Origin of the sequence: Serratia sp. CY44782 (genome assembly GCF_052168715.1) — a bacterium.
GTDB classification, from domain to species: Bacteria; Pseudomonadota; Gammaproteobacteria; order Enterobacterales; family Enterobacteriaceae; genus Serratia; species Serratia nevei.
This window is the reverse complement of the sequence record NZ_JBJNME010000002.1, coordinates 300,069-319,606: the sequence shown is the minus strand read 5'-3', so window position 1 is coordinate 319,606 and position 19,538 is coordinate 300,069. Positions and strand designations below refer to the sequence as shown.

Annotated in this window: 24 protein-coding genes; 12 read left to right on the top strand and 12 right to left on the bottom strand. The window is 61.1% G+C overall.

Going from position 1 to position 19,538, the window contains the following annotated elements; all coding sequences use genetic code 11:
* Positions 1 to 84: 84 nt before the first annotated feature.
* The 4 genes from ACJ8HT_RS05015 to ACJ8HT_RS05000 all read right to left on the bottom strand — a co-directional run bounded on the left by ACJ8HT_RS05015 (position 85) and on the right by ACJ8HT_RS05000 (position 5,031).
* Positions 85 to 2,265, bottom strand: a complete 2,181-nt coding sequence (locus ACJ8HT_RS05015; protein ID WP_197652781.1) for a carbon starvation CstA family protein — start codon at positions 2,263 to 2,265, stop codon at positions 85 to 87.
* 252 nt (positions 2,266 to 2,517) lie between these two features.
* Entirely contained in the window at positions 2,518 to 3,207 is a 690-nt protein-coding gene (locus tag ACJ8HT_RS05010) for a trehalose-6-phosphate synthase (protein ID WP_049202373.1), read from the bottom strand.
* A 13-nt stretch (positions 3,208 to 3,220) separates the two neighbouring features.
* A complete protein-coding gene (locus tag ACJ8HT_RS05005) occupies positions 3,221 to 3,631 on the bottom strand; it encodes a GNAT family N-acetyltransferase (RefSeq protein WP_033636925.1) in 411 nt (136 codons plus the stop codon).
* A 29-nt stretch (positions 3,632 to 3,660) separates the two neighbouring features.
* The gene (locus tag ACJ8HT_RS05000; RefSeq protein ID WP_197652780.1) at positions 3,661 to 5,031 is read right to left on the bottom strand and encodes a glutamine synthetase family protein; all 1,371 of its coding nucleotides are present in this window, start codon (positions 5,029 to 5,031) and stop codon (positions 3,661 to 3,663) included.
* Between the two features lie 245 nt (positions 5,032 to 5,276).
* Between ACJ8HT_RS05000 and ACJ8HT_RS04995 the strand changes: the two genes are divergently transcribed.
* A complete protein-coding gene (locus ACJ8HT_RS04995) occupies positions 5,277 to 5,594 on the top strand; it encodes a hypothetical protein (RefSeq protein WP_197652830.1) in 318 nt (105 codons plus the stop codon).
* Here the strand turns inward: ACJ8HT_RS04995 and ACJ8HT_RS04990 are convergent.
* The 6 genes from ACJ8HT_RS04990 to ACJ8HT_RS04965 all read right to left on the bottom strand — a co-directional run bounded on the left by ACJ8HT_RS04990 (position 5,585) and on the right by ACJ8HT_RS04965 (position 8,043).
* Complete coding sequence (locus tag ACJ8HT_RS04990) at positions 5,585 to 5,980, bottom strand: hypothetical protein (protein WP_197652779.1); 396 nt, start codon at positions 5,978 to 5,980, stop codon at positions 5,585 to 5,587. The two genes, ACJ8HT_RS04995 and ACJ8HT_RS04990, sit on opposite strands and share 10 nt — an antisense overlap.
* A gap of 13 nt (positions 5,981 to 5,993) precedes the next feature.
* Complete coding sequence (locus ACJ8HT_RS04985; protein WP_197652778.1) at positions 5,994 to 6,386, bottom strand: hypothetical protein; 393 nt, start codon at positions 6,384 to 6,386, stop codon at positions 5,994 to 5,996.
* A gap of 27 nt (positions 6,387 to 6,413) precedes the next feature.
* Complete coding sequence (locus tag ACJ8HT_RS04980; protein WP_064291099.1) at positions 6,414 to 6,803, bottom strand: hypothetical protein; 390 nt, start codon at positions 6,801 to 6,803, stop codon at positions 6,414 to 6,416.
* Positions 6,803 to 6,964, bottom strand: coding sequence for a hypothetical protein (locus ACJ8HT_RS04975; RefSeq protein WP_230200983.1), 162 nt, complete (start codon positions 6,962 to 6,964; stop codon positions 6,803 to 6,805). Before ACJ8HT_RS04975 ends, ACJ8HT_RS04980 begins: the two co-directional genes overlap by 1 nt.
* Positions 6,965 to 7,096: 132 nt before the next feature.
* Complete coding sequence (locus tag ACJ8HT_RS04970; RefSeq protein WP_197652777.1) at positions 7,097 to 7,507, bottom strand: putative T6SS immunity periplasmic lipoprotein; 411 nt, start codon at positions 7,505 to 7,507, stop codon at positions 7,097 to 7,099.
* Positions 7,504 to 8,043, bottom strand: a complete 540-nt coding sequence (locus ACJ8HT_RS04965; protein WP_110157261.1) for a hypothetical protein — start codon at positions 8,041 to 8,043, stop codon at positions 7,504 to 7,506. Before ACJ8HT_RS04965 ends, ACJ8HT_RS04970 begins: the two co-directional genes overlap by 4 nt.
* Positions 8,044 to 8,493: 450 nt before the next feature.
* Here ACJ8HT_RS04965 and ACJ8HT_RS04960 point away from each other — a divergent pair, with 450 nt between their 5' ends.
* Positions 8,494 to 8,793 carry a helix-turn-helix domain-containing protein gene (locus ACJ8HT_RS04960; RefSeq protein WP_049202379.1) on the top strand — a complete coding sequence of 100 codons (300 nt, stop codon included), beginning with the start codon at positions 8,494 to 8,496 and terminating at the stop codon, positions 8,791 to 8,793.
* On the opposite strand, the gene ACJ8HT_RS04955 is transcribed toward ACJ8HT_RS04960, so the two are convergent.
* Positions 8,783 to 9,700, bottom strand: a complete 918-nt coding sequence (locus ACJ8HT_RS04955) for a LysR family transcriptional regulator (RefSeq protein WP_049272489.1) — start codon at positions 9,698 to 9,700, stop codon at positions 8,783 to 8,785. The genes ACJ8HT_RS04960 and ACJ8HT_RS04955 overlap by 11 nt on opposite strands.
* Positions 9,701 to 9,868: 168 nt before the next feature.
* Here ACJ8HT_RS04955 and ACJ8HT_RS04950 point away from each other — a divergent pair, with 168 nt between their 5' ends.
* The 8 genes from ACJ8HT_RS04950 to ACJ8HT_RS04915 all read left to right on the top strand — a co-directional run bounded on the left by ACJ8HT_RS04950 (position 9,869) and on the right by ACJ8HT_RS04915 (position 17,098).
* Complete coding sequence (locus ACJ8HT_RS04950) at positions 9,869 to 10,567, top strand: CoA transferase subunit A (RefSeq protein ID WP_049212496.1); 699 nt, start codon at positions 9,869 to 9,871, stop codon at positions 10,565 to 10,567.
* 11 nt (positions 10,568 to 10,578) lie between these two features.
* A complete protein-coding gene (locus ACJ8HT_RS04945) occupies positions 10,579 to 11,232 on the top strand; it encodes a CoA transferase subunit B (protein WP_019453268.1) in 654 nt (217 codons plus the stop codon).
* A 13-nt stretch (positions 11,233 to 11,245) separates the two neighbouring features.
* Positions 11,246 to 12,430, top strand: a complete 1,185-nt coding sequence (locus tag ACJ8HT_RS04940; RefSeq protein ID WP_060451848.1) for an acetyl-CoA C-acetyltransferase — start codon at positions 11,246 to 11,248, stop codon at positions 12,428 to 12,430.
* 18 nt (positions 12,431 to 12,448) lie between these two features.
* Entirely contained in the window at positions 12,449 to 13,372 is a 924-nt protein-coding gene (locus ACJ8HT_RS04935; RefSeq protein WP_197652776.1) for a 3-hydroxyacyl-CoA dehydrogenase family protein, read from the top strand.
* Positions 13,373 to 13,417: 45 nt separating this feature from the next.
* Positions 13,418 to 14,809, top strand: coding sequence for a GntP family permease (locus tag ACJ8HT_RS04930; RefSeq protein ID WP_197652775.1), 1,392 nt, complete (start codon positions 13,418 to 13,420; stop codon positions 14,807 to 14,809).
* A gap of 12 nt (positions 14,810 to 14,821) precedes the next feature.
* Positions 14,822 to 15,592 (top strand): 3-hydroxybutyrate dehydrogenase, encoded by a 771-nt coding sequence (locus ACJ8HT_RS04925; RefSeq protein WP_197652774.1) that lies wholly within the window; start codon positions 14,822 to 14,824, stop codon positions 15,590 to 15,592.
* A gap of 23 nt (positions 15,593 to 15,615) precedes the next feature.
* A complete protein-coding gene (locus tag ACJ8HT_RS04920) occupies positions 15,616 to 15,843 on the top strand; it encodes a hypothetical protein (RefSeq protein ID WP_197652773.1) in 228 nt (75 codons plus the stop codon).
* A gap of 118 nt (positions 15,844 to 15,961) precedes the next feature.
* Positions 15,962 to 17,098 carry a porin gene (locus ACJ8HT_RS04915; RefSeq protein WP_197652772.1) on the top strand — a complete coding sequence of 379 codons (1,137 nt, stop codon included), beginning with the start codon at positions 15,962 to 15,964 and terminating at the stop codon, positions 17,096 to 17,098.
* Between the two features lie 38 nt (positions 17,099 to 17,136).
* Here the strand turns inward: ACJ8HT_RS04915 and ACJ8HT_RS04910 are convergent, their stop codons facing one another.
* Positions 17,137 to 17,958 carry an AraC family transcriptional regulator gene (locus ACJ8HT_RS04910; RefSeq protein WP_019453262.1) on the bottom strand — a complete coding sequence of 274 codons (822 nt, stop codon included), beginning with the start codon at positions 17,956 to 17,958 and terminating at the stop codon, positions 17,137 to 17,139.
* A gap of 120 nt (positions 17,959 to 18,078) precedes the next feature.
* Between ACJ8HT_RS04910 and ACJ8HT_RS04905 the strand changes: the two genes are divergently transcribed.
* Together ACJ8HT_RS04905 and ACJ8HT_RS04900 are read left to right on the top strand one after the other, a co-directional pair.
* A complete protein-coding gene (locus ACJ8HT_RS04905; RefSeq protein WP_060422149.1) occupies positions 18,079 to 18,456 on the top strand; it encodes a hypothetical protein in 378 nt (125 codons plus the stop codon).
* A gap of 10 nt (positions 18,457 to 18,466) precedes the next feature.
* Entirely contained in the window at positions 18,467 to 19,342 is an 876-nt protein-coding gene (locus ACJ8HT_RS04900) for a helix-turn-helix domain-containing protein (RefSeq protein WP_033652832.1), read from the top strand.
* The last annotated feature ends 196 nt before the right edge of the window (positions 19,343 to 19,538 follow it).

Sequence of the window (19,538 nt, the reverse complement as noted above, 5' to 3'; positions counted from 1 at the left end):
CACGCCTGGCATCTTGCGATACGCAGGCCGTGCGGCTTTGGGTACTACTTAACGTTTATTATGCAGGGTATCCGTTAAATCACATCAATGCTGGGTCGAAACTTTGACCTCCCCCTCAGTTACGCCGTCGGCGGGCGCGGCCTGCGGCACCGGCACGTAAGGCGTTTCCTGGTCGGTGCGTTTCGGGTTCTTGTGCGCCGCCATCGCGGTTTTCACCCCATAGAAGATGATGCTGTACACCACCAGCAGGAACAGAATGCTCAGCCCGGCGTTGGTGTAGTTGTTCACCACGATGTGGTTCATGTTGGCGATCTGCTGGGCGCTCAGCTCGGCGCCGCCTTCGGCGATCTTGCGTTTGTACTCGCCGGCCAGGAAGAAGAAGCCTTCCAGCTGCGGGTTGTCGCTGAACAGCTTCAGGCCCAGCGCGTAGGTGGTGCAGATCAGCAGCCACACCGCCGGCAGCACGGTCACCCAGATGTATTGGATACGCTTCATCTTAATCAGCACCACGGTGCCCAGCACCAGCGCCACGGCGGCCAGCATCTGGTTGGAGATGCCGAACAGCGGCCACAGGCTCTTCACGCCGCCGAGCGGATCCACCACGCCTTGATACAGCAGGTAGCCCCACAGCCCGACGCAGCCGGCGGTGCCGACGATGCCGGCCACCAGCGAGTCGGTTTTCTTCAGGAACGGCACGAAGTTGCCCAGCAGATCCTGCAGCATAAAGCGGCCGGAGCGGGTGCCGGCGTCCAGCGCGGTCAGGATGAACAGCGCCTCGAACAGAATGCCGAAGTGGTACCAGAAGCCCATGTTGGCGCCCGGAATGATCTGGTGGAACACGTGGGCGATGCCCACCGCCAGCGTTGGCGCGCCGCCGGCGCGGTTCAGCACTGAAGGTTCGCCGATGTCGGTGGCGGTCTGCAGGATCTGTTCCGGGCTGATGACGAAGCCCCAGGAGCTGACCGCCGCCGCCGCATGCACGGTCACGTCCTTCAGCGAAGCCATGATCATCGGCGCGTCTTCGGTACCCAGGCGATGCAGATCCGGCATGGTGATGCCCAGCGCCGCCGGCGGAGTGTTCATGGCGAAGTACAGGCCCGGCTCGATGATGGACGCCGCCACCAGCGCCATGATGGCGACGAAGGACTCCATCAGCATCGCGCCGTAGCCGATAAAGCGCGCGTCGGTCTCATTGGCCAGCAGCTTCGGCGTGGTGCCGGAGGCGATCAGCGCATGGAAGCCGGAGACCGCGCCGCAGGCGATGGTAATGAACAGGAACGGGAACAGGGTACCTTTCCACACCGGGCCGGTGCCGTCGACGAACTGGGTGACCGCCGGCATTTTCAGCTCAGGGTTGAGGATCACGATGCCGATCGCCAGCCCGACGATCACGCCGATTTTCAGGAAGGTGGCCAGGTAGTCGCGCGGCGCCAGGATCAGCCATACCGGCAACAGGGCGGAGACGAACGCGTAGCCGATCAGCGTGAAGGTGATGGTGGTGTCTTTAAAGGTCAGCGCCGGGCCCCAGTACGGGTCGTGCGCCACCACGCCGCCGAACCAGATGGCGGCCACCAGCAGCACGATGCCGATGATTGACACTTCACCCACGCGGCCGGGGCGCAGGTAGCGCATGTAGATGCCCATAAACAGCGCGATCGGCACGGTGGAGCAGACGGTGAACACGCCCCACGGGCTTTCCGCCAGCGCTTTCACCACGATCAGCGCCAGCACCGCCAGGATGATGATCATGATCAGGAAGCAGCCGAACAGCGCGATGGTGCCCGGTATCGGCCCCATCTCTTTTTTGATGATCTCACCGAGCGAGGCGCCGTTGCGGCGCGAGGAGATGAACAGCACCATAAAGTCCTGCACCGCCCCCGCCAGCACCACGCCGCCCAGCAGCCACAGCGTGCCGGGCAGGTAGCCGACCTGCGCGGCCAGCACCGGCCCCACCAGCGGCCCGGCGCCGGCGATGGCGGCGAAGTGGTGGCCGAACAGCACGTTCTTGTTGGTCGGCACGTAGTTCAGGCCGTCGTTGTTGACCACCGCCGGGGTGGCGCGGCCGGCATCCAGCTTCATCACCTTGGTGGCGATGTACAGGCTGTAGTAGCGGTAGGCCACCAGATACACCGCCACCGAAGCGACGACGATCCACAGCGCGCTGATGTGTTCGCCGCGGCGCAGCGCCACCACGCCGAGGCAGGCTGCACCGAGTATCCCCAGCAGCATCCACGGAATGTGCTTTAAAATCCCCTCTCGTTTCATGAGGTATCCTTAATTCCAGTCTGCAAAATATGAATGAACTCATCCGCTTGTAAGAGATGTCAGAGTGGCGCGGTGAGCCGTAGCGTCTTTCCCGAGGTAAGGCGGGTTTAGGAACAGCTCATCATCGCCGAGGGTAAAGGGGGAAGACAGGCGTATTTCGGTCAGCGGTCAGATTCGCCGGGTGAACGGTTGGATTGGCGGGGTGAGCGGTTGGCGGCCTGAACCAGAGAGTCGGCCGCCGGTGGTCTGAGATCAATAAACCTGCCTGCCGTTGATGCCGGCGGGGAAAATGCCGGTGGCGAACAGATGCCCGTTGGCCTGGATCTGGTCGTCGGGCAGCATCTCCAGCGGGAACTCGGCCGCCAGGCAGCTGAGAAAGGCGTTGCGATCGTCGGTGGTGGTAAAGCCGATCAGATCGTAGAACAGCAGCGAGGCGATCAGCTGGCGATGTTCCGGGATGCGCCGCAGCAGCGCCGCCGACGGGAACGGCAGGTGGAAGAAGAACGCGCAGGCGTTCAGCAACCCTTGCTCCTTCAGCGCCTGGGCGCAGGGCAGCAGCTGGTAGTCGTCGATGCAGACGGTGTCGCCGGGGCACAGGTGCTCGCAGGCGATATCGGCAAACCGGCGGTTCAGCTGCCGGTAGGCGCGGTAGTTTTCCGGCGTGAAGTGCGCCTTCTCCGGCTGGTTGTGGAACACCGGCCACAGGCCATCGTGGTAATAGCCCTGATAGTGACGGCGAAACTCCTCGATCGACAGCGGAAAGGTCACCTGATCGTAACCGGCGCGCTGCCGGCAACTGATCGGGCGCTGCGCGAAATTCTGCACGTCGCCGTTCCAGCCGAGCCACAGCCCCGGTTCGGCGTCGGCCGCCAGCGTCTGGCCGGCGCAGGCCAGATCCTTACCGTCGCACTGCTTGTTGGAAATCAGCACCAAACGAGACATTGGGGTCTCCTTATCAGTGAAGGGCGCGGAGGGCGTGCGCCGAACCATCGGCGCGCCAGGGCGCCTGCAGAGCGGGCAGCGTGACGCGCAGGCCGCGCAATGCCGGATGCGCCAGGCAGCAGCGCGTCAGCCAGCTTCCCAGCCCGACTCCGCGGTATTCGGCGCTGACGAACAGTTCGCTCACCGACGCGAAGGTGGCGTAATCGGTCACCATGCGGGCGAAACCGAGCAGGTGGCGCTTGCGGTACAGGCCAAAGCACAGGCCGTGGTGCACCAGGCGCTCGGCCGCCGCCCGATCCGGCAGGCTGAGGAAACGCTGGATCGCCTCGATATCCAACAGCTGCCGATCGGTACTGATATGAAAAACGCCTTTGCGCCAGCAGAGCAGCGGCTGCACGGGCGCCCGTTGCGGTTGCATATTCATGATTATCCTTAGGTTAATGAACCGGGTGGTTACAGCATCCAGCCGAGTTCGGCGGCGGTGACCTGTTCCTCGAAGCGGCGCAGTTCGGCGCTTTTGCAGGTGTGCCACAGGGTGCAAAACGCCGGGCCGAGCAGCTCACGCAGCGGATCGCTGTGGCGGAAAAGCGCCAGCGCCTCCTGTTGGCCGAGCGGCAAGGGTGCGGCGTTGTCGCTCTCGCAGCCGTTGGCGGCGGGCGGCAGCGGCAGCGGGTGTTCCAGCCCGTGCAGCAGGCCGCCGAGCATCACCGCCAGCGCCAGATAGGGGTTGGCGTCGGCGCCGGCCAGGCGGTATTCGATGCGCTGGTTGGCGCTGTCGGCGCAGGGCAGGCGCAGCGCCACCGTGCGGTTGTTGTGGCCCCAGGAGGCGCGCAGCGGCACGTGCATGCCGGGGCGGAAGCGGCGAAACGCGTTGATGTTGGGCGCCAGGATCGCCATCGACGCCGGCATCAGCGCCAGCATGCCTGCCATCGCCTGCTGCATGTTGTCGCTCAGTTCGCCCGGCGCGCCGGTCAGCAGGTTCTCGCCGTGCTCGTCCTGCAAACTGATGTGGAAATGCAGCCCGCTGCCGGCGGCGTGGGCGCAGGGCTTGGCCATAAAGCAGGCGTGCTGGTGATGTTGCTCGGCAATCTGCCGCGTCAGGCGTTTCAGTGCCATGATCTGGTCGCAGGCTTCCAGCACGCGCCGGCTGTGATGCAGATTCAGCTCGTATTGGCCGGAGGCGGCTTCGGCCACCACGCCGGTCAACGGCAGATTTTGCAGGCGGGCGTGCCGTTCGATGTCGCTCAGTAGCGCATGGTGGCGCTCGGGCGCATCCACCGCGAAGCTCTGCGTTGGGTAGGTTTCCGCCTCGGCGGGGCGCTGCGGATCCTGCAGGTAGAACTCCAGCTCGGCCGCCACCACCGGGAAGCAGTTGCGCTCGTGCAGGCGCTTCAGCACCCGTTGCAGCACCACGCGCGGCTCCAGCTCGCAGGCGCCGCCGTCGGCGTTTTGCATCGTCAGCAGCAGCTGGGCGTGGCGTTCGGGATCGCGCGCGCAGGGGCGCAGGGTGCCGGATACCGGCAGGCACAGCCGGTCCGGCTCGCCCGCCCGTTGCCCCAGCCCGCTTTCTTCAATCACCCGGCCGTGCAGATCCAGGGCGTAGATCGACAGCGGGAAGTAGCAGCCTTTTTCCAGCCCAAAGGCTTCGGCGATCGGCAGCCGCTTGCCGCGCAGCTGGCCGTTCAGATCGTGCAGATAAATATCCAGCTGTTCGGTCTGCGGATAGCGCTGCAGGTAGTGTTCCAGCTCTTTGTGGAAGGCGCGCGTTGGCGAAACAGGTAGCTCCGCCAGCAGCGGATTGAAGCCGATGATATTAGCATGCATGGCGTGCTCCAGAACGGCGACCGGTCACGGCCAGAGGCAGGGATAAACGCATGGGACAACTCTCTTGTGAGGCCATAGTGGCGATGTGAAAAGGGTATCTGCGGCGGCAAAAACTGTCTGTAAAAACGCCGTAACGTTAACGGGGCGCGGAATAAAAATGCCGTAAAGAGCGCAGCGGCGTTGGCGGGTTGGCCGCGCCGGCACGGTCTATACTGGCGAAACGGGCCGTTGAAGGAGAGGCAATGATGAAGAGAATAGGGCTGCTTATCGCCGCGCTGGCCGCGTTCAACGCCACCGCGTCTTCCCCGCAGGCGTGGGTCGAGAGCGAAAGGGCGATGCGCGCCGCCTGCCTGAAAGCCAGCGGGCTAAAAAACGCCAGGGTGGAAGGGGCGATCGTTCACTACGGTGATGACGTCGGCTATTCGGCGCTGTTTATCGGCGGGCGCTACCCGCAGCCGTTTATGAAAAACAAGCCGGGCAGGGAGCTGTGCTTATATCAGCGCGCCACGCAGAAGGCGGCGGTGCAGGCGGTGGAGGGGAGCAACGCGTCTGCTCAACCTTGATGCTTGATGAGGTAAATAAAAATACAACCCACGGCGATAATAACGGCCTCTACGAGCAAAAGTATAAAATCCATCACCAGCCACTTCTGTAGCTCAAGAGAGGTGGTTTTTTGCACGAAGTCGTAGGTTTTCGCATCGAGCCAAACCTGATCCCTAATCTTGATTTTTTTCCTCTTCAGGATCCAAAGAAACCACTGTGCCTTTAATGAGATTCCTAGCATGCCGAGTCCGTCGGCAAAGGCGACGTAGGGCGGAATAAAATGTCCGCTGCCGGCGTAACGCTGATAGAACGCGTCAAACTCTTTTTTATGGCACCGGTAGCCAATGAACTGGATGAAGGCGCTTAAAACCAGCAGCGTTAAGCATAATATGACAAGGGTTTTCATTGAGTAGCCTGAATCACGATATTCTCGCTATCATCATAAAGATCAATGCCATGATGAAGAGCACGCCTTCCAGCGCCAAAAGCGTGCCGTTGTTTTTCATCCAGGTCTGCAAGCGTTCAGATGATGAAAGACGAACAAATTCATAGGTCTTGGCGGAAAGATATTGGTTTTTCTTCACCTTGATTTTCTTGCCGCAAAGGATCCATCTGAACCATTGGGCTTTAATGGAAGTACCTAAAGAGCCAAGGCCATCGGCAATCGCGACGTGAGCAGGGACAAAGTGGCCCTGTTGGGTATAGCGTTGATAAAAAACATCGAACTCACGTTTATAGCGACGAGAGTAAATATATTGAACAAGCCAACAAAGTAAGAGCAGCGCGGCTGCAATAAGTGATGCTGTTTTCATAAGCCACCGGCTAAGGTTCAAGGGGCGTTATGCCTTGCTTAAAAAAGCAAAGATACACATCAACGCCAAACACCCCATTTTCAGCACGCTTAAGATGAAGTCTTTTCGAAGCCAGTTTTTGAGGCGTTGAGATGTGTTTTCATTCACGAATTCGTAGGTTTTTGGGCTCAGAAAAGCGTTTTTCCCTATCTTTATTTTTCTGCCATTCAATATCCAACGGAACCATTGCGCTTTGATAGATACACCGAGCAAACCAAGGTTATCCGCGAAGATGACAAATGGAGGCAGGGGGTGGGTGCTTTGCACATAACGTTGATAGAATTCAGAAAATTCGTCTTTATAGCGCCGATAGTAAAAGTACTGAACCAGGGCACTAATCAATGTCAGAGTGAAGAACAGAACGATAGCGATTTTCATTATTCACCAAAAATGAAACCAGTAATGCTGTCGGCGGCTGCACCGCCACCCCAACTGCCAGCTGCGCCACCCAGAGCAGCGCCTGCTATACCACAAGCTAAAATACCGGTACCAAATGTGGAGGCGCCTAAGACGATACTACAAGCTGTCATTGCTAACATCGCACCACCTTCCCCCCCCCCCAAAATCCCCGCCGCAGTACTTGCTGCAAAATGACTGTACCCCTTCACCGCGATCTTGGCGCCCTCCTGTTCGCGGCCGAAGTATCATCTGAAAATACAATGATGGATAGCTTAATGATCGCTACGTAATAGTGTCTTTCCATTATGCTCGATGCTCAAAGTAAAGGTTCTCATGTATTTACGCCTTTCCGTATCGTTATTCATCGAGACGCCGAGCAAGACCGAGTATTCTCCCGCAGCCCAGTTTACTTGCGGATAAGTGACGCATTGCCCTGGTTTCAGTTCAGGCAACGGAGTGACTTCTGGTGAGGTCCAGACGATATGCCATTGCTGTTGTTCCTGTCGTGAGACGATCGCTCCCCGGTTTTGCAGGCTGTCGCCGCTGCGAACACTGTTGATAGGCACAGTAAAGCAAGGTTGGTTGTCTTTTAGCGAGACATCCAACGGATGGTACCAGGGTTGAGTGGATTGACAGCTGTTCAGTAGCAGTGCGCACAGTAACGAGAGATAAAGTCTTATCATGACAAGGTGTTCCGGTTCTTTGGATTGTTCAGGAAAGCTCGCAATACCCATTCATAGCGTTTTTTGATGTCTGGCCCAATAATGCCACTGTAGTTGGTGATTGCTTGAAAGCCATTGCGTCCGAATTTAGTTAGGTAGAAATAGTCTGCAATGATACTTGCCTGTGCCTCCATTCCATAATCGGATAGAAGATGATAATTGGGCAAGGAATACTGATAGGAAACCGCCCAACTAGCCAACCCGCGCAGGCGTACGTTCATGCCTAATTGATATTGCCAGACATGCGCCATTTCATGGATAAACCAATGCTGATCGTAGGCGTTTGCCGTGGCAAAGTCTTCTTGAAAGTGTTTGGGCATAAAATAGAGCGTGCCATTTGGTGTTACGGCCGTATCTTCATGCTGTAAGCCGAAGGGGAAATAGCTGCCGTTATGGACGCGAACGCGGGAGTAATCGACAGCATTTTTGTAGAGCAGTCTGGCTAATGTGATTTCACCGGCCGTAAGTTTTCTGGCGTTTCCGTGAGTTGTGGCCATGGTTTTAATCCGTTAAAACATGAAAAAAACACCATAGCGAAAGTTCAGACATGATTAACCCACTTTGTCACAATCTTTTGCGTTCGCTCACAAGATGGAAAGGCAAATGGATGCTGGGTGCAATCTATTGATTGATATGAAAAATGATTTTATTTCTTTTATATATATTCAAAAATAAAAACGCCGGGTTGTGTGCTTTATTGCCTCGCCAAATCCGTATGTTTTCTTTTCTGGCCGATACTGATGCCGCTGTTCCCGTATCTCGTCGCATTCCATGCTCAAGCCGCAAGGCAATCATCACTGTTTTTTCGAGCAGCCAGGCAAAACGCCAATGGCGGTCTGGAGAAAATTCTATATTCCGGCTTATCGTCTTGTCATAGATTGTAATCTATAATCAGGCGATGCCATGTGGACGGTAATGATAACGAAAGAGTTTACAAGGAGTAACCCATGAGCACCCTAAAACAACTGCTGGCCTCCCGCACCCCGGATAGCCGCCGGCGTATCGAGGAAATGGCCGAAGAGATGCTGTTTGAAGCGCACCTGCACCAGCTGCGGGAAGCGCTGAATATTTCCCAACAGGAACTGGCGAAAACGCTGGGCATTTCCCAGCCTTCGGTCGCGGCCATCGAAGGGCGCGGCAATGAGCTGAAGATTTCGACCCTGAAACGCTACGTGGAAGCGATGGGCGGCACGCTGCGCCTGGACGTTGAGCTGCCGGGCGGCAAGCACGTCGGGTTTACGGTTTAAGCGCAGGCTGCCCACCGCTCCCCGCCATTTCCCGTTCGATCACCGTCGCCAGCGCCTGCGCGGCGGAAGAGAGTTGGTGCTGCGCCAGGCGGATCAGGCCCACGCGCCGTTCGATGATCGGGCCGATCAGCGGCACGCAGACCGCCCCCAGCTCATCCATCTGTTTCTCGCACAGCGCCGGCACCGCGCTGGCGCCGAGGCCGTTGGCCACCATGCGCCCGACCGTCACCAGCTGGTGGCTTTCAAACGCCACCTCCAGCGTTCGCCCGCTGCGGGCCAGCTCCTGCTCCAGCAGCAGCCGCACTGCCGATGGCCGCTGCAGGGTGATGAAATCCAGCGTCAGCAGCTCCTTCCAGCTCACCTGCGCCTTGCGCGCCAGCGCCGAATCCTTCGGCACCACCGCCAGAAAGCGATCGCGGCACAGCGGGGTGAAGTGCAGGGTGTCGCTCGGCTCCGGCTCGAAGGCGATGCCCATCTCCACCCGCCCTTCGCGGATCATTTCAAATACCTGCTCGTTGATGACGTCGTGCACCGCCACGTTGATGCCGGCGTAGCGATCGCGAAACGCCTTGAGGATCGGCGGCAGCGGGTTGCCGGCGAACGACGGCATGGCAGCGATCGCCACCTTGCCCATCTGCAGGGTGAAGCGCTGGCGCATCGCCTCTTCCGCGTTATCCCAATCCGCCAGCAGCTGGCGCGCCATCGGGAAGAAGGTTTCCCCCTCCGGCGTCAGCGTCACCCGGCGGGTGGTGCGCAGCAGCAGCGGCCCGCCCAGCGCGTCTTCCAGCCCACGGATCGCCAGGCTGAGCGCCGGCTGAGAAATATTCAGCCGCTCGCTGGCCTGGGCGAAGTTCAGAGTGTGAGCTACCGCTAAAAACGCGCGTAACTGTTTGATGCTCATTTTCATTTTGGCTGGCGTTAACTCTTTGTTAATTGTCGGTTAACGACTGATTAATAAAAATTATAAATGAATGCGGCATAAAAACAAAATTAACAAATCATTTTTGTGACCTGAAGATGCCCTCACGCAAGCCAGGGCATTTCGCCCTGCGCCGCAACATGCAGGGGCAACGATATGGCAGGGCTCGACAAACGCGTCGGCAGCTACCAGGAAGCGCTGGCAGGCCTGACGGACAACATGACGGTGCTGGCGGGCGGCTTTGGCCTGTGCGGCATCCCGGAAAACCTGATCGAAGAGATCCGCCGGCGCGGCGTGCGCGGGTTGACGGTGGTCTCCAACAACTGCGGCGTCGACGGGTTCGGCCTCGGGCGGCTGCTGGAAACCCAGCAGATCCGCAAGGTGGTGGGATCTTACGTCGGCGAAAACGCGCTGTTCGAGCAGCAGGCGCTCAGCGGCGAACTGGAGGTGGATCTCACGCCGCAGGGCACGTTGGCGGAGAAGATCCGCGCCGGCGGCGCCGGTATCCCGGCGTTCTTCACCGCCACCGGTTATGGCACGCCGATCGCCGAAGGCAAAGAGGTGCGCGAGTTCAACGGCCGCCCTTACATCATGGAAACCGCCATCACCGGCGATTTCGCCATCGTTAAAGGCTGGAAGGCCGATCACTTCGGCAACGTCATCTACCGCCACACCGCACAGAACTTCAATCCGCTGATGGCGACCGCCGGGCGCATCACGGTGGTGGAAGTGGAAGAGATCGTCGCGCCGGGCGAGCTGGATCCGGCGGCGATCCACACCCCCGGCATCTACGTCGATCGGCTGATCCAGGGCACCTTCGAGAAGCGTATCGAACAACGCACCCTGCGGGCATAAGGAGAATTCGCATGCTTACCCGTGAACAAATGGCGCAGCGCGTGGCGCAAGAGCTGCGGGACGGTTACTACGTCAACCTGGGCATCGGCATCCCGACGCTGGTGGCCAACTACGTGCCGGCGGGCATGGACGTGATGCTGCAGTCGGAAAACGGCCTGCTGGGGATGGGCGAGTTCCCGACCGAGCAGCAGCTGGACGCCGACATGATCAACGCCGGCAAGCAGACGGTCACCGCACGCCTCGGCGCGTCGATCTTCGATTCGGCGCAGTCGTTCGCCATGATCCGCGGCGGCCATGTCGATCTAACCGTGCTGGGGGCGTTTGAAGTGGACGTTGAGGGCAACATCGCCTCGTGGATGATCCCCGGCAAGATGGTCAAGGGCATGGGCGGCGCGATGGATCTGGTGGCGGGGGCGGAGAACATCATCGTGGTGATGACCCACGCCTCGAAGGGCGGCGAGTCCAAGCTGCTGCCGCGCTGCACGCTGCCGCTGACCGGCGCCAACTGCATCCGCAAGGTATTGACCGATCTGGCCTATCTGGAAATTGAAGACGGCGCCTTCGTGCTGCGCGAGCGCGCGCCGGGCGTCAGCGTGGCGGAGATTGTCGCCAAAACCGCCGGCCGGCTGATCGTGCCGGAGCAAGTGCCGGAAATGCGTTTCTGAGACGGAGGTGAATGTGCAACAACGTGAAGTGGTGATCGTGGCGGCAACGCGCACGCCGGTCGGCAGTTTTCACGGCGCGCTGGCGCCGTTGACGGCGGTGGAACTGGGCACGGCGGCGGTGCAAGGGCTGCTGGCGCAAAGCGGGGTGGCGCCGCAGCAGATCGATGAAGTGATCCTCGGCCAGGTGCTGACCGCCGGCTGCGGGCAGAACCCGGCGCGCCAGACCGCGCTGAATGCCGGGCTGCCCGTGACGACGCCGGCGCTGACCATCAACAAGGTGTGCGGCTCTGGTTTGAAGGCGGTGCATCTGGCGGTGCAGGCGATCCGCAGCGGCGACGCCGAGGCGGTGATCGCCGGCGGCCAGGAGAGCATGAGCCAGTCGCCTTACCTGATGGCCGGCGCGCGCGCCGGCCTGCGCCTCGGTCACGCACAGATGGTGGACAGCGTGATCCACGATGGCCTGTGGGATGCCTTCAACGACTACCACATGGGTATCACCGCCGAGAACCTGGCGGAGAAATACGCCATCAGCCGCGCCGAGCAGGACAGCTTTGCGCTGCGCTCGCAGCAGAAGGCGCAGGCGGCGCAGCAGGCCGGGCGTTTCGCGCAGGAGATCACGCCGGTGACGGTGCCGAAGCCGAAGGGCGAAGCGTCGCTTGTTAAGCACGACGAACAGCCGCGCGACACCAGCCTGGAAGCGCTGGCGCGGCTGCGTCCGGCGTTTCGCAAGGAGGGCACGGTGACCGCCGGCAACGCCTCGTCGCTCAACGACGGCGCCGCCGTGGTGTTGCTGATGAGCGCGGAAAAAGCCGCCGCGCTGCGCTTGCCGGTGCTGGCGCGCATCGCGGGTTACGCGTCGTCGGGCGTCGATCCGGCGATCATGGGCATCGGCCCGGCGCCGGCCACTCGGCGCTGCCTGGAGAAAGCCGGCTGGCGGCTGGAGGAGGTCGATCTGATCGAAGCTAACGAAGCCTTTGCCGCGCAGGCGCTGGCGGTGGGCAAAGAACTGGGCTGGGAGGCGGAGCGGGTCAACGTCAACGGCGGGGCGATCGCGCTGGGGCATCCGATCGGCGCGTCCGGCTGCCGCATTTTGGTGTCGCTGCTGTACGAAATGCAGCGCCGCGGGGTGAACAAGGGGCTGGCGATGCTGTGCATCGGCGGCGGGCAGGGCGTGGCGCTGGCGGTAGAGCGCCCGTAAACAACCGAGGAGGGCACGATGCAGTCATCTGACTATGCGGTACTGGGCGCCGGATTGATGGGGGTGGGCATCGCCACCCACTTTATTCGCCACGGCCATGAGGTGCTGCTGTATGACCCGGATCCGCAGCGCCGGGTGGAGGCGCCGGCGGTGGCGAGCGGCATTCTGGCCGAGCTGAGCGACGTCGGGCAGTTTGATAACGCTGAGCGCGATGCGGCGCTGGCGCGCCTGCGCGTGACCGGCGATCTAAACGATGTGGCGCGCGCCCGGCTGCTTATCGAGGCGATCCCGGAACGGCTCGAGCTGAAGCATGCGCTGTATGAGCAGTTGGAAGGGCTGATCGCCGACGACGCGGTGATTGCCAGCAACACCAGCGGCCTGCCGCCGGACGAGCTGGCGGAGCGCATGACCCACCCGCAGCGCCTGCTGATCGCCCACTTCTGGCACCCGCCGCACCTGATCCCGCTGGTGGAGATCGTGCCCGGCCGCGCCACCGAGCCGCGCCATCTGGCGGCGGTGCAGGCGCTGCTCGGCGGGATGGCGCTGGAGGCGGTGCTGCTGGAGCGCGCCGCGCCGGGGTTTGTCGGCAACCGGCTGCAGTTTGCGGTGCTGCGCGAGGCGCTGCACATCGTCCACAGCGGCATCGCCAGCGCCGAGGTGGTGGATCAGGTGATGCGCGCCTCGCTGGGGCGGCGCTACGCCATGGTCGGCCCGCTGGAGGCCGCCGACATGACTGGGCTGCCGACGGTGGCGGACATCGCCCGCCACCTGTTCCCGGAACTGGCGACCGGCGACGAGATGATGGCGCTGGTGGAACAGCGGCTGCAGCGCGGCGATACCGGCCAGCGCAGCGGCCGGGGATTTTATCTTTGGGATGACGCACGCAGGGAACGCATTCAACGGCGACGGGCGCATCAGCTGCGCTTTGCGCTGAAACCGTAATTTCGCACTCCGTACCTGACAATAACAACGATACTGAGGTGACCGATGAGCGTTTTGATTGCCCTGGCAGCACTGGGATTACTGATGCTGGCCGCCTACCGCGGCTACAGCGTGATTTTGTTCGCCCCGATCGCCGCGCTGGGCGCGGTGCTGTTGACCGATCCCGGCGCGGTGGCGCCGACCTTCACCGGGCTGTTTATGGAGAAGATGGTCGGCTTCGTGAAGCTCTACTTCCCGGTGTTCCTGCTGGGGGCGGTGTTCGGCAAGTTGATCGAGCTGTCCGGCTTTTCCCGTTCAATCGTCGCGGCGGCGATCCGCATTCTCGGCCGGCGTCACGCCATTCCGGTGATCGTGCTGGTGTGCGCGCTGCTGACCTACGGCGGGGTGTCGCTGTTCGTGGTGGCGTTCGCGGTCTATCCGTTTGCCGCCGAGCTGTTCCGCCAGAGCGGTATCCCCAAGCGGCTGATCCCGGCCACCGTGGCGCTCGGCGCCTTCTCCTTCACCATGGACGCCTTGCCCGGCACGCCGCAGATCCAAAACATCATCCCGACCAGCTTCTTCGGCACCAATGCCTGGGCCGCGCCCTGGCTGGGGCTGATCGGCTCGCTGTTCATCATCGCGGTCGGTCTGCTGTATCTTGAACGCCAGCGGCGCAAGGCGCAGCTGAAGGGAGAAGGGTATGGCACCGATCTGCTGAACGAGCCGGAAACCCCGGACGACATCAACCTGCCGAACCCGCTGATCGCCATCCTGCCGTTGATTTTGGTCGGGGTATTCAACCTTGGCTTCACCCATTGGATCCCGCAGTGGTACGGCGCCAGCCACGAGCTGACGCTGCCGGGGCTGGCCAAGCCGATCGCCACCGACGTGGCGAAGATCACCGCCATCTGGGCGGTGGAAGCGGCGCTGGTGTCGGGTATTCTGCTGGTGGTGGTGTTCGGCTTTCGCAATCTTCGCGGCCGGCTGGCGGAAGGCAGCAAGACGGCGGTCGGCGGCGCGATCCTGGCGGCGATGAACACCGCCTCCGAATACGGCTTCGGCGCGGTGATCGCCGCGCTGCCGGGCTTTTTGGTGCTGTCGCAGGCGCTGTCGGCGATCCCCAACCCGCTGCTGAACGAAGCGATCAGCGTCACCCTGTTGGCCGGCATCACCGGATCGGCCTCCGGCGGCATGAGCATCGCGCTGGCGGCGATGTCCGACAGCTTTATCGCCGCCGCCCATGCGGCACAGATTCCGCTGGAGGTGCTGCACCGGGTGGCCTCGATGGCCAGCGGCGGCATGGACACCTTGCCGCACAACGGCGCGGTGATCACCCTGCTGGCGATCACCGGCCTCAGCCACCGGCAGGCCTACGGCGGCATCTTCGCCATCACCCTGATCAAGAGCGCCGCGGTGCTGTTCGTGATCGGCGTGTTCTACCTGACCGGCATTGTTTAAAGGAGCGATACCATGAGTGTACAAGGCAAAACCGCGCTGGTGACCGGCTCGACCAGCGGCATCGGCCTTGGGATAGCGTCCGTGTTGGCCGCCGCCGGCGCGCGCGTGATCCTCAACGGCTTCGGCGACGTGGAGCAGGCACAAGCGCAGGTCGCGCGGCTGGGCGCCGCGCCGGGGTATCACGGCGCCGATCTCGGCGATGCGGCCCAGATAGCGGACATGATGCAGTATGCCGAACGTGAGTTCGGCGGCGTGGACATTCTGGTGAACAACGCCGGCATTCAGTATGTGGCGCCGCTGGATCAGTTCCCGGTGGAGAAATGGAACGCCATCCTCGCCATCAACCTGTCGGCGGTGTTCCACACCTGCCGATTGGCGCTGCCGGGGATGCGCGAACGCAACTGGGGGCGCATCATCAACGTGGCGTCGGTGCACGGGCTGGTGGCGTCGAAAGACAAGTCGGCCTATGTGGCGGCCAAGCACGGCGTGGTGGGGCTGACCAAGACGCTGGCGCTGGAGACCGCGCGCACGCCCGTCACCTGCAACGCCATTTGCCCCGGCTGGGTGCTGACGCCGCTGGTGCAGCAGCAGATCGACAAACGCATTGCCGCCGGGACCGACCCGCAGCGGGCGCGCGATGAGCTGTTGGCGGAGAAGCAGCCTTCGCAAGAGTTCGTTACGCCAGAGCAGCTCGGCGAGCTGGCGCTGTTCCTGTGCAGCGATGCGGCGGCGCAGGTGCGCGGCGCCGCCTGGAACATGGACGGCGGTTGGCTGGCGCAGTAGTGAATTCTCTCTCGGAGCGTGCAATGCGCTCCGTCGTTATTTCCCGCCATGAGTTAATTCCCCTGCGTGACGGTTTACCTGCGGCAATAATATTTATTTGTTATTTGCTATTTTTATTCCCGGATAATCACGCCGGTTTATTTTGTGTGAAACGTGCGGATTGGTTTATTTTGTGCTGCGGTTATTACATTATTTTTCTTCGCGTTACAGATGAACACGTTTTTGCTGAAATTAAATCCAACCTGAAATAATGACAGGTTATGGCGTGAATTTTTATATCTTGCGTGCGCTGTTCACATCGGTTAATTATTTCTGCGTGGCTTAAGACCACCGTGTTTATAACAATAATTTTTTCGGGCAGGGGTAATAATGAGAAAAAATACAACGCCAATATTCATTGGCGGCGTCTTGCTGTCGGCGTTATCCGCCGGCGCACAGGCCGAGATCACCATTCTGGATAAAAACCCGCAGAGCAATGTGTTGCTGGCGCCGCTCAGTATAAAAGTGGGCGGCAGCATTCGCCCCGAGTGGATCTTCAACAACGGCCCGGAGCCGGGCTATGACAAAAACGGCCACGACGGCGGCACGCGTTTTCGCTTCAGCGGCGACTATGCGCTGACGCAGGATACCTCGATCATCGGCTATTACGAGTGGGGCGTCGATCTGGCGCACGCGCTCAGCTGGGACGGGCACTATAACAAAGACGGCAAGCGCGACTATCAGCGCCAGCTGTACGCCGGTTTCAAAGACGATCGTTACGGCACCCTGACCTACGGCCATCAATACGGCATCTATTATTCGGTGGTCGGCATCAAAAGCGACGTCTGGGATAACGATGGCCATGCGGGCGGCACCGGCATCGGTATTTCCGGCGACTACGACGGCGGCAATAAACCGAAAAACAGCATCAAGTACACCAATGATTTCGGGCCGGTGACGCTGTACGCCAACTATTTATTACCGGAAGACGATCTGCACACCGCGGATAACCTGATTTATCGCCGCAAGGGCGGGGGCGGGCTGGGCTTCGATTATAAGGTGACGAAAGATTTCACCTTCAGCGCGGCCTACAGTTATACCGACGCGAAGATCAAAGACAATCTGTACAGCGAAAAGGATTATCACCAGCAGCTGTCCGGCACCGCGTTGACCTGGCAGCCGAACAACTGGTACATCGTCGGCACCGCCAGCTACTACAAAGACTATGTGCCAAGCACCCGCCAGCGCACGCTGTCGCACTTCTTCGCCGGTGACGGCTACGGGCTGGAAGGCTTCGTCGGTTACACCTTCAATATCGACAAGCCGTTCCTCAAATCGATCCAGCCTTACGTGGCGGCGGACTCGCTGCGGCTGAAAGGTGACGAGGCGTATCACGCCAACCACGTTTACCTCGGCGCGGGCACCACCATTGGTTACGGACTGTCGGTGTATGTGGAGCGCACGCTGGCCAACAGCAGCGACAACGAGCCGGACTCCACCTGGATTACGGTGTTCTACGACTTCTGATTCTCACCTGCTTCAAGCCGGCGCCTGCGCCGGCTTTTTCACATGGTAATTGCGCCGCCCAGGGTCTCTCCAGAGGCGTTTCGCTCCGCCAGGTAGCGCGCCGGCGGTTTGCCTACCGCCTTTCTGAACATGGTGACGAAGCCACTGGCGCTCTCGTAGCCCAGATCCAGCGCCACCGTCTGTACGCTCTCGCCCTGCGTCAGGCGCTGCAGCGCCAGCATCACATGCAGCTGGCGCCGCCAGTGGCCGAAGCTCATGCCCATCTGCTGTTGCAAGGTGCGGCTGAGGGAGCGCTCGCTCATGCCGATGCGCTGCGCCCACTGCCCGAGGGTGGATTTGTCCGCCGGGCTGCTCAGCATGCCTTCGGTCAACTGCCGAATGCGTGCGTCGTCGGACACCGGCAGATGCAGGTTCTCGATCGGCGCGGCCGCCAGCTGGTCCAGCAATACCGCCGTCAGGCGCCCCTCGGCGCCCTGTTCGTCGTAGAGCGGCTCGAAGGTGCTGGCCTGCAGCAGCAGCTCGCGCAGCAGCGGCGAGACCGACAGCGTGCAGCAGTTCTGCGGCAGACCGGCGGCGGCATGTTGATCGACGAACAGGCAGTAGGCCTCGGTGGAGCCGGCGCCCTGAGCGTTGTGCAACACGTTGCCCGGCATCCACAGCGCGCACTGCGGCGGCACCAGCCACAGCCCGTTTTCCACTTCGCAGCGGATCATGCCGCGTACCGTGTAGATCAGCTGCGCCTTCTGATGGCGGTGCGGCTCGACTTCCCAGTCCTGTTCGAGGGTCGAACCTTGCAGGGCAAACAGCGGGCGCGGCACCTGATCGATATCCAGACAGTGGCGGGGGATCTGTACTTTCATGAGAACAATTCTCAATTTGGCGGAATTGAAAAGTATTATGTCCTGATTGCGCAATGTGGTCTAGCGCCGGTGCCGATAAAGTAAGCGCCAGTCCTAAACCATTTCCTGAGGAAACTGATTATGTCATTGGATACCGCCGATTTTCCGCTGGTATGGATGCGCCAAAACGGGCGCGATACCCAGGCCGAACTGGCCGAATTCAGCGCGCTGCTGGCGCGCGCCGAACCCTTTGTCCTGATGACCGACCGCAGCGTCGGCGATGAAGAACAAGAACATGACCGCGATGCCCGCACCCAGGTCGCGCTGTGGAAGCGCGATAACCGCGAGGCGCTGAAGCTGTGGGTGAAAGGCATGATCATGCTGGAGCCGGACGACGCCAAACGCACGGCGGCGGAAGAATTCGCCGAATACGGCGCCAAGTTCTGGGGCTATCCGGTGCTGGTGGCCGCCGATGAAGCCGCAGGGCGGGTATTGGCGCAGACGTTATTGTTAAAATAAGGGGAATACCATGCACCAGCAACAGGTGATTGAACAGCTGCTGGCCTGGATCGAGCAGAGCCTGGATCAGCCGCTGACGCTGGACGACATTGCTGCCAAGTCCGGCTACTCCAAGTGGCATTTGCAGCGGATGTTCAAGCAACATACCGGCCATATTCTCGGCACTTACGCCCGCCGCAGAAGGCTGACCGCCGCCGCGCGCGAACTGCGCCTGACCGGCACCAGCGTGGCCTGCATCGCCGATACTTACCAGTTCGATTCGCAGCAGACCTTCACCCGTTGCTTCCGCAAACAGTTCGGTCTGCCGCCGGCCAGCTATCGCCGCAGCCAGGATTGGTCGAGCTACGGCCTGCAGCCGCCGCTACGGCTGACCGAAACGCCGTTGCCGCAGGCCGACATCGTGACGCTGCCCGCCATGCAGCTGGTGGGCAACACCCAGCGCCGTAGCTTTACGCTGGGGCAGTTGGCGGCCTCCAAGTGCGAGCTGCGCCGCCACGCCTGGCGGCAGCTGCTGCAGCCGCAGGCGCTGCCGGAGGTGGTATACGGCCTCACCAGTCTGGAGGTCGACAGGCAACGCCGGGGTAATCCGCGCATGGCCTATACCGCCGCTCTGCCGGACGAAGGGGCGATGGGGGAGCGGGTGACTATCGAACAGGGGGAGTATGCCCGTTTCACCTATCAAGGGCAGGCGGAAGGGTTACAAAACTTTATCGTGCGGCTGTACGACACCGCGATGCCGCAGATGAACGCCGTCCGCCGGCCGGGGCAGGATATTGAGCGTTTCTACCCGGCGCAGGAGGGCAGCTGCCCGCTCGGCGGCGCGGCGATCCGCTGCGAATATCTGATCCCTATTCGGCGGGTGGAAGCGTTGGCCGCCGCCGGTTAGGCGGCGGTTCTCGCAAAAAGTCGCCTTCGTGGCGCGTCAGGTTACAAAAAATTGCGATATTACATCGGTAATGGTTCACACTTTGATTGATGTGCACATATAATGCGCATCCGGTCAAATCCCCCCTGGTTTTTCAGGCCGCAGCGCCGTTGGCTGCCGGCTGAAATGCAATGGGGTAAAGTGGCCGTAGAAACCG

What these genes read in the sequence shown, in the direction of transcription:
- ACJ8HT_RS05015 (WP_197652781.1), bottom strand. Translation starts at nt 2,265, where the DNA reads ATGAAACGAGAGGGGATTTTAAAGCACATTCCGTGGATGCTGCTGGGG.
- ACJ8HT_RS05010 (WP_049202373.1), bottom strand. Translation starts at nt 3,207, where the DNA reads ATGTCTCGTTTGGTGCTGATTTCCAACAAGCAGTGCGACGGTAAGGAT.
- ACJ8HT_RS05005 (WP_033636925.1), bottom strand. Translation starts at nt 3,631, where the DNA reads ATGAATATGCAACCGCAACGGGCGCCCGTGCAGCCGCTGCTCTGCTGG.
- ACJ8HT_RS05000 (WP_197652780.1), bottom strand. Translation starts at nt 5,031, where the DNA reads ATGCATGCTAATATCATCGGCTTCAATCCGCTGCTGGCGGAGCTACCT.
- ACJ8HT_RS04995 (WP_197652830.1), top strand. Translation starts at nt 5,277, where the DNA reads ATGAAGAGAATAGGGCTGCTTATCGCCGCGCTGGCCGCGTTCAACGCC.
- ACJ8HT_RS04990 (WP_197652779.1), bottom strand. Translation starts at nt 5,980, where the DNA reads ATGAAAACCCTTGTCATATTATGCTTAACGCTGCTGGTTTTAAGCGCC.
- ACJ8HT_RS04985 (WP_197652778.1), bottom strand. Translation starts at nt 6,386, where the DNA reads ATGAAAACAGCATCACTTATTGCAGCCGCGCTGCTCTTACTTTGTTGG.
- ACJ8HT_RS04980 (WP_064291099.1), bottom strand. Translation starts at nt 6,803, where the DNA reads ATGAAAATCGCTATCGTTCTGTTCTTCACTCTGACATTGATTAGTGCC.
- ACJ8HT_RS04975 (WP_230200983.1), bottom strand. Translation starts at nt 6,964, where the DNA reads ATGTTAGCAATGACAGCTTGTAGTATCGTCTTAGGCGCCTCCACATTT.
- ACJ8HT_RS04970 (WP_197652777.1), bottom strand. Translation starts at nt 7,507, where the DNA reads ATGATAAGACTTTATCTCTCGTTACTGTGCGCACTGCTACTGAACAGC.
- ACJ8HT_RS04965 (WP_110157261.1), bottom strand. Translation starts at nt 8,043, where the DNA reads ATGGCCACAACTCACGGAAACGCCAGAAAACTTACGGCCGGTGAAATC.
- ACJ8HT_RS04960 (WP_049202379.1), top strand. Translation starts at nt 8,494, where the DNA reads ATGAGCACCCTAAAACAACTGCTGGCCTCCCGCACCCCGGATAGCCGC.
- ACJ8HT_RS04955 (WP_049272489.1), bottom strand. Translation starts at nt 9,700, where the DNA reads ATGAAAATGAGCATCAAACAGTTACGCGCGTTTTTAGCGGTAGCTCAC.
- ACJ8HT_RS04950 (WP_049212496.1), top strand. Translation starts at nt 9,869, where the DNA reads ATGGCAGGGCTCGACAAACGCGTCGGCAGCTACCAGGAAGCGCTGGCA.
- ACJ8HT_RS04945 (WP_019453268.1), top strand. Translation starts at nt 10,579, where the DNA reads ATGCTTACCCGTGAACAAATGGCGCAGCGCGTGGCGCAAGAGCTGCGG.
- ACJ8HT_RS04935 (WP_197652776.1), top strand. Translation starts at nt 12,449, where the DNA reads ATGCAGTCATCTGACTATGCGGTACTGGGCGCCGGATTGATGGGGGTG.
- ACJ8HT_RS04930 (WP_197652775.1), top strand. Translation starts at nt 13,418, where the DNA reads ATGAGCGTTTTGATTGCCCTGGCAGCACTGGGATTACTGATGCTGGCC.
- ACJ8HT_RS04925 (WP_197652774.1), top strand. Translation starts at nt 14,822, where the DNA reads ATGAGTGTACAAGGCAAAACCGCGCTGGTGACCGGCTCGACCAGCGGC.
- ACJ8HT_RS04920 (WP_197652773.1), top strand. Translation starts at nt 15,616, where the DNA reads ATGCGCTCCGTCGTTATTTCCCGCCATGAGTTAATTCCCCTGCGTGAC.
- ACJ8HT_RS04915 (WP_197652772.1), top strand. Translation starts at nt 15,962, where the DNA reads ATGAGAAAAAATACAACGCCAATATTCATTGGCGGCGTCTTGCTGTCG.
- ACJ8HT_RS04910 (WP_019453262.1), bottom strand. Translation starts at nt 17,958, where the DNA reads ATGAAAGTACAGATCCCCCGCCACTGTCTGGATATCGATCAGGTGCCG.
- ACJ8HT_RS04905 (WP_060422149.1), top strand. Translation starts at nt 18,079, where the DNA reads ATGTCATTGGATACCGCCGATTTTCCGCTGGTATGGATGCGCCAAAAC.
- ACJ8HT_RS04900 (WP_033652832.1), top strand. Translation starts at nt 18,467, where the DNA reads ATGCACCAGCAACAGGTGATTGAACAGCTGCTGGCCTGGATCGAGCAG.